Origin of the sequence: Micrococcus sp. UYEF5, from assembly GCF_040546065.1 — a bacterium.
Classification (GTDB): Bacteria; Actinomycetota; Actinomycetes; order Actinomycetales; family Micrococcaceae; genus Micrococcus; species Micrococcus luteus.
In genome coordinates this window covers 119246-132048 of sequence record NZ_JBEPNB010000003.1, presented here as the reverse complement: position 1 = coordinate 132048, position 12803 = coordinate 119246, and the positions used below count along the sequence as shown (strand labels likewise).

11 protein-coding genes are annotated in these 12803 nt (G+C 75.5%); 6 read left to right on the top strand and 5 right to left on the bottom strand.

Going from position 1 to position 12803, the window contains the following annotated elements; genetic code table 11:
* Positions 1 to 2: 2 nt before the first annotated feature.
* The 3 genes from ABIB16_RS04260 to ABIB16_RS04250 are packed head-to-tail and all read left to right on the top strand — an operon-like array spanning position 3 to position 4713.
* Positions 3 to 971, top strand: a complete 969-nt coding sequence (locus ABIB16_RS04260; RefSeq protein WP_095353860.1) for a metallophosphoesterase — start codon at positions 3 to 5, stop codon at positions 969 to 971.
* A 41-nt stretch (positions 972 to 1012) separates the two neighbouring features.
* Positions 1013 to 2851, top strand: coding sequence for an ABC transporter ATP-binding protein (locus tag ABIB16_RS04255; RefSeq protein ID WP_036314269.1), 1839 nt, complete (start codon positions 1013 to 1015; stop codon positions 2849 to 2851).
* On the top strand, positions 2848 to 4713 hold the full coding sequence (locus tag ABIB16_RS04250; protein ID WP_036314267.1) for an ABC transporter ATP-binding protein: 1866 nt from the start codon (positions 2848 to 2850) through the stop codon (positions 4711 to 4713). Before ABIB16_RS04255 ends, ABIB16_RS04250 begins: the two co-directional genes overlap by 4 nt.
* Positions 4714 to 4789: 76 nt before the next feature.
* On the opposite strand, the gene ABIB16_RS04245 is transcribed toward ABIB16_RS04250, so the two are convergent.
* From ABIB16_RS04245 to purD, 3 genes are all read right to left on the bottom strand, one after another.
* Positions 4790 to 5797, bottom strand: coding sequence for a hypothetical protein (locus tag ABIB16_RS04245; protein WP_095353861.1), 1008 nt, complete (start codon positions 5795 to 5797; stop codon positions 4790 to 4792).
* A 178-nt stretch (positions 5798 to 5975) separates the two neighbouring features.
* On the bottom strand, positions 5976 to 6923 hold the full coding sequence (locus ABIB16_RS04240; RefSeq protein WP_095353862.1) for a phosphoribosylaminoimidazolesuccinocarboxamide synthase: 948 nt from the start codon (positions 6921 to 6923) through the stop codon (positions 5976 to 5978).
* Entirely contained in the window at positions 6920 to 8209 is a 1290-nt protein-coding gene (purD, locus tag ABIB16_RS04235) for a phosphoribosylamine--glycine ligase (RefSeq protein ID WP_095353863.1), read from the bottom strand. The genes ABIB16_RS04240 and purD overlap by 4 nt, the downstream gene beginning before the upstream one ends.
* Positions 8210 to 8271: 62 nt before the next feature.
* Here purD and ABIB16_RS04230 point away from each other — a divergent pair, with 62 nt between their 5' ends.
* Positions 8272 to 8541, top strand: a complete 270-nt coding sequence (locus tag ABIB16_RS04230; RefSeq protein ID WP_095353865.1) for a hypothetical protein — start codon at positions 8272 to 8274, stop codon at positions 8539 to 8541.
* 42 nt (positions 8542 to 8583) lie between these two features.
* Here the strand turns inward: ABIB16_RS04230 and ABIB16_RS04225 are convergent, their stop codons facing one another.
* Complete coding sequence (locus tag ABIB16_RS04225; RefSeq protein ID WP_020624423.1) at positions 8584 to 9213, bottom strand: response regulator; 630 nt, start codon at positions 9211 to 9213, stop codon at positions 8584 to 8586.
* Complete coding sequence (locus ABIB16_RS04220) at positions 9210 to 10577, bottom strand: sensor histidine kinase (RefSeq protein ID WP_354436067.1); 1368 nt, start codon at positions 10575 to 10577, stop codon at positions 9210 to 9212. Before ABIB16_RS04220 ends, ABIB16_RS04225 begins: the two co-directional genes overlap by 4 nt.
* 186 nt (positions 10578 to 10763) lie before the next feature.
* Here ABIB16_RS04220 and ABIB16_RS04215 point away from each other — a divergent pair, with 186 nt between their 5' ends.
* A complete protein-coding gene (locus ABIB16_RS04215) occupies positions 10764 to 11915 on the top strand; it encodes an ABC transporter permease (protein WP_354403152.1) in 1152 nt (383 codons plus the stop codon).
* 79 nt (positions 11916 to 11994) lie between these two features.
* A complete protein-coding gene (locus ABIB16_RS04210) occupies positions 11995 to 12792 on the top strand; it encodes an ABC transporter ATP-binding protein (protein ID WP_354436066.1) in 798 nt (265 codons plus the stop codon).
* Positions 12793 to 12803: the final 11 nt, after the last annotated feature.

The following is a 12803-nucleotide window of genomic DNA, read 5'->3' as shown; positions in this document are numbered from 1 at the left end:
CGATGCGCCCCGCCGCCTCCCCCGCCCGGCGCATGTTCTGCGCCGCAGCGCCTGCCGCCGCCGGGCTGGCCGCGACGGCGGGCCTCGGCCTGGCCTGGGGCCTCGCCGAGGCCGAGGCCCGGACGGTGCGCACGCACCGACTGGCCGTGCTGCCGGCCGGGTCGGCGCCGCTGCGGGTGCTGCACCTCTCGGACATCCACCTGCTGCCCCGGCACCGGGCCAAGCGGGCGTGGCTGCGCGGATTGGATGCACTCGAGCCGGACCTCGTGGTCAACACGGGTGACAACGTGTCCGCCGCGGCGTCGGTGCCGCTCGTGCTCGACGCGCTCGGGCCGCTGCTGGCGCGGCCCGGCGTGTTCGTGCCCGGCTCCAACGACTACTACGCGCCCAAGGCGGCCAACCCCCTCCGGTACTTCGCGGGCCCCTCGCGCATGGACGCGGACCGGCCCCGGCTTCCCTCCGACGTCCTGTTCGGCGCGTTCCGCGCCGCCGGCTGGGCCGACCTGACGAACCGGGGCGCCGCTCTGGCCGTGCCGACCCGCGCCGGGACCACGCTCGAGGTCCTCGCCGCCGGCACCGACGACCCGCACCTCGGTCTGGACGCCTGGGCCGGCTTCCCCGGCTCCGCGCCCGACGACGGCGCCGGGCGGCCCGGCGACGACGGGCGGTTCCGGCTGGGCGTCACCCACGCCCCGTACCGCCGCGTGCTGGACGCCATGACCGCCGACGGCGCCGACCTGCTGCTCGCCGGCCACACCCACGGCGGGCAGGTGTGCGTGCCGTTCCTCGGCGCGCTCGTCACCAACTGCGACCTGCCCCGCCGACAGGCCTCCGGGGTCTCGACGTGGACGGCCGCGGGGCGGACCGTCCCCCTCGAGGTGTCAGCCGGCCTGGGGACCGCGCCGTCCGCGCCCGTGCGGTTCGCGTGCCGGCCCGAGGCCGTGGTGCTGGACCTGGTCCCGCGGGGCTGAGCCGCCTGTCCCGTCCGCGGCCGCGGGTACAGTGGAGCCCCGTGACCCGCGCCACCTCTCCCGCCGCCTCGTCCCTGCGTGACGCCCTGGGCGGGATCGCACCGTACCTCGAGGGCGTGCGGGCGCGCTGGGTGCTCGGGCTCGCCTCGGCCACGGCGGCGGGCCTCGTGGCCCTGGCCATCCCGCAGGTCATCCACCTGCTCGTGGACACCGTGTTCACGCAGACTGTGCTCGCCGGGCCCTCCTCCCCCGACTCCCGCGCGGACGTGTGGCGGGCCGCCGGCCTGCTCACCGTGCTCGGCCTCGCCGAGGCCGCGTTCATCGGCCTGCGCCGGTACTTCATCCTCCCGCCGGCCGCCGGGGTGGAGAACCGGGCGCGCATCGCCCTGTTCGAACGGCTCCAGCGCCTGCCGGTGGCGTTCCACGACGCGTGGCCCTCGGGGCAGCTGCTCTCCCGGGCCCAGGGCGACCTCTCGCTGCTGCGGCGGTGGATCGCGTTCGGCTCGGTCATGCTCGTGGTGGACGTGGTGACCATCGCCGTCGGCCTCGTCCTGCTGTTCCTGCTGTCCTGGCAGCTGGCCCTGCTCTACCTCGCCGCGGCCGTGCCGATCATGTGGGCGTCGTTCGGGTTCCGCAACGACTTCCGCGCCGCGTCCCGGCTCTCCCAGGACCAGGCCGGGGACCTCGCCACGTCCGTCGAGGAGTCGGTGCACGGCATCCGCGTCCTCAAGGCGTTCGGCCGCGGCGCGCACGCCCTCGACGGCTTCCGCGGGCGCGCCCGCACGCTGCAGGGCACCGAGGTGCACAAGGCCTCGGTGCTGGCCCGGTTCATCGCGCTCATCGTGGCCCTGCCGGAGACGGTGCTGGGCCTGGGCCTCGCCCTGGGCCTGTGGCTCGTGGCGACCGGGGAGCTGACGGTGGGCGCGCTCGCCGCCTACTTCGCCACCGCGGCCGTGCTGGCCGGGCCGGTCGAGTCGGTGGGCCAGCTGATGGGCATGACGCTCTCGGCCCGCACGGCGATCGACCGCCACGTGGACGTCCTCGCCACGCCCGTGGACATCGCCTCGCCCACCGGGGAGGCCGCCGTCGTGCCCCCGGCCACCGGCGCGCTCGCGTTCCGCGGGGTGCGCTTCCGCTGGCCGGACGCGGACCCGGGGCGCGGGGAGCGCGACCTGCTCGACGGCGTCGACCTCGAGCTGGTGCCCGGCGAGACGATGGCCCTGGTCGGCGCGACCGGCGCCGGCAAGTCGACGCTGCTGCAGCTGGTCCCCCGGCTGCTCGACGTCACGGCGGGCTCCGTCTGCGTGGACGGGGTGGACGTGCGCCGGATGCCGCTCGAGGAGCTGCGCCGGCGGGTGTCCGTGGCGTTCGAGGACGCCACGCTGTTCTCCGCGACCATCCGGCAGAACGTGCTGCTCGGCGCCCCGGCGGACGTGCTCGCGGACGGCCTCCACTCCCCCGCGGCGGACGCCCTGCTCGACCTCGCGCTCGAGACCGCGCAGGCGGGCTTCGTGGCGGACCTGGCGGACGGCGTCGAGACCGAGATCGGCGAGGAGGGCCTCAGCCTCTCCGGCGGACAGCGCCAGCGGATCGCCCTCGCCCGCGCGATCGCGGCGCGCCCGGACGTGCTCGTGCTGGACGACCCCCTCTCCGCCCTCGACGTGCGCACCGAGGAGGCCGTGACCGCGCGCCTGCGCGAGGTCCTCGACGGGACGACCACCCTGATCGTGGCGCATCGTCCCTCCACCGTGGCCCTGGCGGACCGGGTCGCGGTGCTGGCGGACGGGCGGATCGAGGACGTGGGGACGCACCCCGAACTGCTGGCCCGCAGCGCCGTGTACCGGCACATCATCTCGAGCCGACCGGAGGAGCAGGCATGAGCGCCGCCGACGTGAGCCGCGTGCGCGGCGTGGGGGCCGAAGAGGACCTCGACTACACCCGCGCGGAGCGCCGCCACATCCGGCGCCGGTCCTTCCGGCTGCTCGGCGAGCTCGCGCGGCCGGTCCGGGGGACGCTGCTGCTCACCGTGGTCTTCGTGCTCGTGTCCAACGCGGCGCGGGCGGCCGGGCCGCTGATCATCGCCTGGGCGATCGACGCGGAGCTGCCGCGCGTCGTCGAGGCCGTGCGGGCCGACGAATCCGTCTGGCCCATCCTCGTCCCCGTGGGCGGGGCGTACGTGGCGGCGGCCCTCATCTCCGGCGGCCTCCTGGGGGCGTACACGTGGCTCACCGCGCGGGCGAGCCAGGCCATGCTGCTGAGCCTGCGGCTGCGCGTGTTCCGGCACACGCAGCGGCTGAGCCTCGGCTTCCACGAGCGGTACACGTCCGGGCGGGTGATCTCGCGGCAGACCTCGGACCTGGAGGCGCTGCGGGAGCTGCTGGACCAGGGCGTGTCCTCGCTCGTGTCCGGGCTGATGTTCATGTCGTTCACCGCGGCGTCCATCCTGCTGCTGGACCCGCCGTCGTTCCTCGTGCTGCTGGGTGCGGCCGTGCCGGTGGCGATCGTGACGCGCTGGTACCAGGTGCGGTCCGAGGAGGCGTACCGGCGGTCGCGGGTGTCCTCGGCGCGGTCGATCGTGCACTTCGTGGAGACCATGACCGGCATCCGCGCGGTCCAGGCCTTCCGGCGGGAACGGGACAACGACGCGCGGTACCGCGACTTGGCCACGGCCTACCGGGACGACATGGTGGCCACGCTCAACCTGTTCGGCATCCTGCAGCCGGTGCTCGTGGCGACGGGCAACCTGACGGTGGCGGCGCTGCTCGTGACCGGGGGCCTGCGCGTGCTCGACGGCGACCTCGAGGTGGGGGTGCTCGTGGCGCTCCTGCTGGCCGGACGGCGCGTGTTCCAGCCCATGGAGATGGTGGCGATGTTCTACTCGTCGCTGCAGTCCGCGACGGCGGCGCTCGAGAAGGTCTCCGGCCTGCTCGAGGAGGAGCCCACCGTGGTGGAGGCCGCCGAGCCCACGCCGCTGCCCGGGGCCGACGCGCCGGGGACGGGCGTGGCGTCCGGGCGGGTGGAGTTCCGGGACGCGGTGTTCAGCTACGGACCGGACCGGGTGGTGCTGCCGGAGTTCGACCTCGTGATCCCGGCCGGGCAGACCGTGGCCGTGGTGGGCCAGACGGGTGCGGGCAAGTCGACGCTGGCCAAGCTCATCGCCCGGTTCTACGACGTCTCTGCCGGCTCGCTGACGCTGGACGGGGTGGAGCTGCGCGAGCTCAGCCAGGCGGATCTGCGGCGCAACGTGGTGATGGTGACCCAGGAGGCGTTCCTGTTCTCCGGGTCGATCGCGGAGAACATCGCCCTCGGCCGGCCCGACGCCACCGAGGCCGAGATCCAGGCGGCCGCCCGGGCGGTGGGGGCGCACGACTTCATCCTGGGGCTGCCCGAGGGCTACGCGACCGACGTCGCCAAGCGCGGCGGGCGGCTGAGCGCGGGACAGCGGCAGCTCGTGTCGTTCGCGCGGGCGTTCCTCGCGGACCCCGCCGTGCTGATCCTGGACGAGGCGACGTCGTCGCTGGACCTGCCGAGCGAGCGACTCGTGCAGGCCGGGCTGGAGCGGCTGTTGGGGAACCGGACGGCACTGATCATCGCCCACCGGCTCAGCACCGTCGAGACCGCCGACCGGGTGCTCGTGATGCACGACGGCCGGATCGTCGAGGACGGCAGCCCCGCCGAGCTGGTGGCGGCCGACGGGCGGTTCGCGGCGCTGCACCGGGCCTGGGAGGACTCGCTCGCCTGATGGGTGGCGCGCCCGACGCGCTTTCGAACGTGAGAGAGGGCCTATCCCACGTTCGAAAGTGCCCATTCGCCCGATTTCACGTTCGAAAGTTCTGCGGGGCGGGGCCGGAGGTGGAGGCCGCCCGCACGGCCCGGTCGTGGCGGACGACGGCGGCCACCACGGTTCGGAAGTCCTCGGCCAGGTCGGCGCCCATCACCGTGATGGACAGGTGGCCGGCCTCCTGCCAGAGACGGTCCCGCCGTGCGTCGCGTCGCTGCTGCTCCGGCGTGCGGTGGTGGCCGCCGTCGTAGTGGAGGGCCACGCGGGACCGTTCGACCACCATGTCCGCGTCGGTCCGCTCCCCTGCCGGTGAGACCAGCTGCGCCTGGAGGCGCGGCTCGGGGAGCCCGGCGTCGAGGAGCGCCAGCCGCAGCCGCGTCTCCGGAGGCGAGTCCGCCCCCACCCGGATCAGCGCCAGCGCAGCCCGGGCCACCCGCACGCCCTTGAACCGGCCCGCCCGCTCCAGCGCCGCGGAGAGCCGCGACGCCGTCGTGCGCGGCGGGAGTCGGGTCCCGTCGGCCCACGGACGGTTCACCAGCGCGTCCCCCGCGACGACGGCGTCCGCCACCTGATCCGGCCGCAGCAGGGAGCAGAGGTCCACCCACGTCCGCTCGAGCGAGGTGACCGGGACCCCGTGCACCTCCACGCGGTCCTCGGCCGGCACCGTGCGTCCGTGGCAGGCGACGCCCGCGCGCCCTGTCCGACCCGTGCGGTGCGGCCGGCTCACGTGCACCCGCATGTCCTCCTCGGCCCACCACGGCAGGATGAGCCCGTGCAGCCGCGCCGCCGTCAGATGCGAGGTGACCCCACGGGTCAGAGCCACCACGACGGCGGCCTCCTCCGGCGGCAGGGCCGCCACGGGGCGGGGGTATCCGAGCGCGCCCCACGACCCCGGCACGTCGACGACCGCGCGGTGTGCCCCGTGGGTGACCTGGCGCAGGTCGAGGCTGCGCAGCCGGTCGGAGGAGAGGCGGTCCAGGGCTTCGCGCCGGGTGAAGACGCGGCCGGCGAGGGCCGGCGGAAGGGGTGCGGGGCGGCGGGGCATGCGGCCAGGATGCGGGCGCCGTCGTCGTGGGCGGGCGTCCGGCCCCCTCCTGTGCGGGGCCGAACACCTGTGCAGGACCCGCCCCACCCCGCCCCACCCCGGACTTTCGAACGTGAAATCGGGCGAATGTGGACTTTCGAACGTGACAGAGGGCCTATCCCACGTTCGAAAGTCCGGGTCAGGCGTCGAAGGGGCGGCCCGTCAGTCGCTCGTACGCCTCCACGTAGCGGTCGCGGGTCTTGGCCACGACGTCGGCGGGCAGCTCCGGCGGGGCCTCCCCGCTGGTCTTGTCCCAGCCGGAGTCGGGGCCCGTGAGCCAGTCGCGGACGAACTGCTTGTCGAAGCTCGCCTGGGGGCGGCCGGGCTCGTAGTCCTCGGCGTCCCAGAACCGGGAGGAGTCCGGGGTGAGGACCTCGTCGCCCAGCACCACCTGGCCGGTGGCCGGGTCCACACCGAACTCGACCTTCGTGTCCGCCAGGATGATGCCGGCCTCGCGGGCGATCGCCTCGGCGCGGGCGTACAGGTCCAGGGTGAGGAACCGCAGGCGCTCGGCGGCCTCGGTGCCTACGCGCTCGACCATCTGCTCGAACGTGATGTTCTCGTCGTGCTCGCCGACCTCGGCCTTCGCGGACGGCGTGAAGATCGGCGGGTCGACCCGCGAGCCGTCCACGAGCCCGGCGGGCAGCGGCAGGCCGGCCACCGTGCCCGACGCGCGGTACTCGGCCAGGCCGGAGCCGGTCAGGTAGCCGCGGGCGATGCACTCCACGGGGAACATGTCCAGGCGCTTGACGATCATCGCCCGCCCGGCCACGGCCGCGGGCACGTCCGTGCTCACCACGTGGTGCTCGACCGGCTCGGCGTGGGCCCCGTTGTAGCCCTCGGCCAGCTTCTCGAACCACCACAGGGTCAGCCGGGTGAGGATGGCGCCCTTGTCCGGGATCGGCGGCTCCAGCACGTGGTCGTAGGCGCTGATCCGGTCGGAGGCCACCACGAGCAGCGTCGCGGACCGTCCCGGCTCGGCGTCGGCGGGCTCGTACAGGTCCCGCACCTTGCCCGAGTAGACGTGCCGCCAGCCCGGCAGCTCGAGGGCCTCGGCCCCCGTGAACCCCACGCGCTCCCCGCTCACTTCGCTCCCTCCGTCCCGGGCACGGTGATCTCGCCGCGCTCGGCCTTGAGTCCGATGTCCGTGCGCCACTGGGCGCCGTCGAACCGGATCCGCTCGACGCCCGCGTAGGCCCGCTGCCGCGCCTGCGCCAGGTCCGCCCCGCGCCCGACGACGGCCAGCACCCGGCCGCCCGCCGTCACCACGTCCTCGCCCTGCGCCGCGGTGCCGGCGTGGATCACGTGCACGCCCTCGAGGGCGGCCGCGTCGGCCAGCCCGGTGATCACGTCGCCCCGCGAGGAGGAGGCCGGGTAGCCGGCCGAGGCCATGACCACGTCCACGGCGACGTCGTCGCTCCACTCGAGCCGGCGGTCCGCGCCGAGCCGGCCGGCCGCGGCGTCGGCGAGCAGCCCGCCCAGGGGCGTCTCGAGGCGGGCGAGCACGGCCTGGGTCTCGGGGTCGCCGAAGCGCACGTTGAACTCGATGACCTCCACGCCCTTGGCGGTCACGGCCAGGCCGCAGAACAGGACGCCCGTGAACGGGGTGCCGCGGCGGGCCATCTCGGCGAGCACGGGGCGGGCCACGCGGTCCATGACCTCGTCCGTGAAGCCCTCGGGCAGCCACGGCAGCGGCGTGTACGCGCCCATGCCGCCGGTGTTGGGGCCGGCGTCGCCGTCGTGGATGCGCTTGAAGTCCTGCGCGGGGGTGAGGGCGACGGCGTCCTCGCCGTCGCAGATCACGAAGAGGGAGACCTCGGGACCGTCCAGGAAGTCCTCGACCACCACGGTGCCGCCGACGGCGAAGCAGGCCTCGGCGTGGGCGAGGGCCTCGGCGCGGTCGGAGGTGACCACGACGCCCTTGCCCGCGGCCAGGCCGTCGTCCTTGACGACGTGGGGGGCGCCGAACTCGTCGAGGGCGGCGGCGGCCTCCGCGGCGGTGGTGCACACGCGGGAGCCGGCGGTGGGCACGCCCGCGGCGGCCATGACCTCCTTGGCGAAGGCCTTGGACGCCTCGAGCTGCGCGGCGGCCTGCGAGGGGCCGAACACGGCGAACCCGGCCTCGCGCAGGGCGTCGGAGACGCCGGCGGCCAGCGGGGCCTCGGGACCGACGACGACGAGGTCGGCCCCCAGCTCGCGCGCGAGCTCCACGACGGCGGCCGGGTCGGTGGCCTCGACGGCGTGGAGGGTGGCCAGGTCGGCCATGCCGGCGTTGCCGGGCGCCGCGTGGAGGGCGCCGACCTGCGGATCACGGGAGAGGGCGGTGAGCAGCGCGTGTTCGCGGCCGCCGTTGCCGAGCACAAGGGTCTTCACGAGCCTCAAGCCTACGCGGTGGCCCTGGCCCGGCCCGGCCCGTGGCCCCTACGGTGGAGCGCATGACGATGCCTCCCCTCCACCACGGTCAGCCCGGCGACGACGGTGACCCCCGTGATCCCCGCCACCGGCCCGGTGCGGGGCTGGGACCCGGGCTGCGGTCGGTCTGGACGTTCGTCGGCGTGATGTTCACGTGCGCCCTAATCGTCTTCTGGACGCTGCGGGGGTTCGGCGTCCAGCGCGGCGACCTCAGCCTGCCCGCCGCGCTCGGCGTGCTGGCGCTGGCGGCCGTCGCCGCGGCGGTGATCACCCGGTACGTGCGGCGCCGCTGAGCGGGGCTGGGCCCTCCAGGGTCGGCCGCCCCGGCCTGTCCGTCAGCGGATGATGCGCCGTCGCCGGGCCTCGTCGACGGCGCGGGTGCGGTTGTCCACGCCGAGCTTCTGGAAGATGTGCACCAGGTGCGTCTTCACGGTGGCCTCGGAGATGAACAGCTCCTTCGCGGCCACCTTGTTCGTGGCGCCCCGCGCGATCAGCTCGAGCAGCTGGATCTCCCGCTCGGACAGCACCTCGGAGCCGCCGGACATGCGCCCCATCAGCGTGGCCGCGACCTGCGGGGCCAGCGCCTTGCGTCCCGCCGCCGCCTGCCGCACCGCCGAGGCGATCTCCTCGCTCGGGGCGTCCTTGAGCAGGTAGCCGGCGGCGCCCGCGTTCACGGCCGCCAGGATGTCCGCCTCGGTGTCGAAGGTCGTCAGGATCAGCACCTGCACCCCCGGCCACCGCTCCCGCACCGCGCGGGTGGCGGTCACGCCGTCCATGCCCGCACCCATCTGCAGGTCCATCAGCACGACGTCCACCGCGGGCTCGCCCGCCTCCAGGACGCCGATCGCCTCCGCCCCGTCGGCGGCCTCGGCCACCACGCTCAGGTCCGGGTGTGCCTCGACGACGGCCCGCACCCCCGCCCGCACCACGGGGTGGTCGTCCACCAGCATCACGCGCACGCTCATGCGGTCTCCTCGCTCTCGGTCTGCTCGGGATCAGCGCTCCGGCCGGCCCCGGCGGCGGCCAGCGGCACCCGCAGCGCCACCACGGTGCCCTCGCCGGGGGCCGACTCGACGGTGGCCTCGCCGCCCACCGCAGCGAGACGCTCGCGCACGCTCGCCAGCCCCACGCCGGTCCCCGCCCCCGGGTCGGCACCGGCGGCTCCGGCCCGGGGGCGGGCCGCGACGACGGCCGGGTCGAACCCCGCGCCGTCGTCGGCCACGTCCACCGTCAGCTCATCACCGAGGTAGCCCAGCGTGACCCGGGCGCGCCGAGCGCCCGCGTGCGCGCCCACGTTCGCCAGGGAGGCCTGCACGGCTCGCAGCACCGCGGTCTCCACGGCCTCGGCGACCGCGACCGGCTCCCCCACGACCTCGACGTCCGCAGCCACGGGCGTCCCGGCGGCGGCCTGCCGGTCGGCGAACCCGGCGACCGCGCGTTCGAGCGCCTCGATGAGGGACGGTGCCCCGGTGCCGCGCAGGTCGCGGACGAAGCGGCGGGACTCGGCGAGGTTCTCGGCGGCCGTGGCGCGTACGGTCTCCATGCGCTGCCGGGCGAGGGCGGGGTCGGCGGCGTCGAGCGCGTCCTGGGCCGCGCGCGAGACCAGCACGATCGAGGCCAGCCCCTGGGTGAGGGTGTCGTGGATCTCGCGGGCGAGTCGCTCGCGCTCGGCGCTCACCCCCGCCCGGTGCTCCGTGCGCGCGAGCTCGGCCTGCGCGGCGCGCAGCTGCTCGGCCACGGCACGCTGGCGCTCGGACTCGGCGTGCAGGGCGCGGTACGCCCCGAAGAGCACCACGGCCACGGCGGCGCCCACCAGCGGACCGATGACGGCCGGCACCCGCACGCCGCCGGCGCCCGCCGCCATCCCGGCCACCACGACGACGGCCATCGCCACCACCAGCGCGGGCCCGACCACGTGGCGCACCCACGCCTGCCGGGCCACCCGGTCGACCACGTGCAGGACGACGAAGAAGAGGGGGAAGGCGACCCACGCGAAGTCGCCGTGGTGGGCCACGAGCAGGCCCCACAGCAGCAGCACCAGGGCCAGCCAGGCGACCGCCGGGCCGCGGTCGACGTCGTCGCCCCGGGCCCACCGGCGCCGCTCCAGCACGGTCCCGGCCAGGTAGACGCCTGCCAGCGCGGCGGTCAGCAGCACCAGGGTGGTGGCCGGGAACGGACCGGACGCGTCCGGGGACCGGTCCGCGAGCGCGCGCGCCAGCCCCACGGTGAGCAGCGCGGCGAACGTGACGTGCAGGGCCACGCGCAGGCCGGCGAGCACGGCGGTGGTGCCGGTCTCGGTGGGCGCGGCGGCGCGGGGGGCGGCGGACATGGCTCCACCCTAGGGCGCGCCCCGGACGCGACAACGGCCCGCGGCCCCGGGGCCGCGCCGCTGCGCCGCCGGGATCAACCATTCGGTTGACCGGGTCCAGCCGCCGCGGGCGATGTGGCGGCCCCTCCCCGCGCGAGACCGTGGAGGCAACCTCAGGACAGACCTCGTCAGGAAAGGACGCGCCCCGTGTTCCTCGCACTCCGCGACCTCCGCTTCGCCACCGGACGGTTCGCCCTCATGGGCTCCGTGGTGGCCCTCATCAGCCTGCTGCTCGTCATGCTCTCCGGCCTCACGGCCGGCCTGGGCGGGCAGAACACGGCCGCGATCGACCGCCTCGGCGAGCAGGGCGTGCAGCGTCTGGTCTTCGGCGGTGCGGCGGGCCAGGAGCCCACCGCGTCGTTCACCCAGTCCGAGTTCACCGTGGCCCAGCGCGACGCGTGGGCGGCCACGGACGGCGTGGCCTCCGTCGAGCCGCTCGGTGTGAGCCAGGGCCGGGCCATCGGCCTCGAGCACCCCGTGGACACGGACCCGCAGGGCCGCGCGGACGTGTCCGGCGAGCCCACCACCGGCGTGGCCACCACCGCGTTCATCGGTCTCACCCCGGGCGGCTCCGACGCGCCGGCCGGCGTCGAGCCCGGGCAGATCGTGCTCAGCCAGGACGTGGCCGACTCCCTCCACGCCCAGGCGGGTGACGCCGTCGCGGTCTCCGGCTTCGTCTACACCGTGGCCGACGTCGTGCCGACCGAGTACTACTCCCACTCCCCCGTGACGTGGCTGGCGCTCGAGGACTGGAACGCCATCTCGCACACCGCCGACGACGCGGTGCTCGGCACCGCCGGCCTCGTGCGCTTCGACGCGGGCGCCGACGTCGACGCCGTGGCCGCCGCCGGCGACGACGCCGCGGGCACCGTCGCGGAGACCGTGAAGGGCTCCTACGCCGCCCTGCCCAGCTACCGGTCCGAGAACGGCTCCCTGATGACCATGCAGGGCTTCCTGTACGGCATCTCGGCGCTCGTGGTGATCGCGTTCCTGTCCATCTGGACGGTGCAGCGCACCCGCGACATCGCGGTGCTCAAGGCCCTCGGCGGCTCGAACGGCTGGGTGCTGAAGGACTCGCTCGCGCAGGCCGCGTTCGTGCTCGTCGGCGGCGTGGCCGTGGGCACCGGGCTGGCCGCCGTGGTCGGCGCGTTCGCGGGGCGGGCCGTCCCGTTCGAGCTCTCGTGGGCCACCACCGCGGTGCCCGCCGCCGGGGTCCTCGTGCTCGGCATGCTCGCCGCCGTCGTCGCGGTCTACCGCGTCACCCGGATCGACCCGCTGGTCGCCCTCGGCGGCAACTGACCGCCCCGACGACGGCGCCGCCCGGCGCCGTCGTCCCCCTCGGCTCCGCCTCGCCCCCGCCTGGAGAAAGGACCTCCCCATGACCACCCTCACCGCCCCGCAGGCCGACCTCGACGCCCTCCGCACCCCGGCCGCCGCGGCCGCCCACCGCGTCGCCGGCGAGCGCCCCGCCGCCGCGGCCGACGCCACCCCCGCGCTGTCCGTGCGCGACCTCGTGCTGGAGTACCCGGACGGCGAGCGCGGCGTGCTGCGCGCCCTGGACGAGGTGAGCCTGGACCTGCTCCCCGGCACGTTCACCGCGATGGTCGGCCCGTCCGGCTCGGGCAAGTCCTCCCTGCTGGCGGTGGCCGCGGGCCTCGTGACGCCCACCTCCGGCAGCGTGTCCGTGGCCGGTCGCGAGATGGCCGGGCTGTCCCGGAAGGAGCGCACCGCGCTGCGCGGCCAGGAGATCGGCATGATCTTCCAGCAGCCGAACCTCATCCCGTCCCTCACCGCGGCCGAGCAGCTCGAGCTGACCGTGCACCTGGACCGCGACGCCACCCGCGCCGACCGCAGGGCCGCCAAGGCCCGGGCCCTGGAGCTGCTCGAGCGTGTGGATCTGGCCGACCAGGCCGGCAAGCGCCCGCACCAGCTCTCGGGCGGCCAGCGGCAGCGCGTGAACATCGTGCGCGCGCTCATGGTCTCCCCGACGCTGCTGCTCGTGGACGAGCCCACCTCCGCGCTGGACCGTGAGCGCTCGGCCGCCGTCGTAGACCTGCTGGGCACGCTGACCCGCGAGGAGCAGGTGGCGACGCTCATGGTCACGCACGACCACGAGTTCCTCTCCGCCACGGACCGCACCCTGACCATGGTGGACGGGCGGCTCTCCGCGGAGTGAGCCGGTGAAGG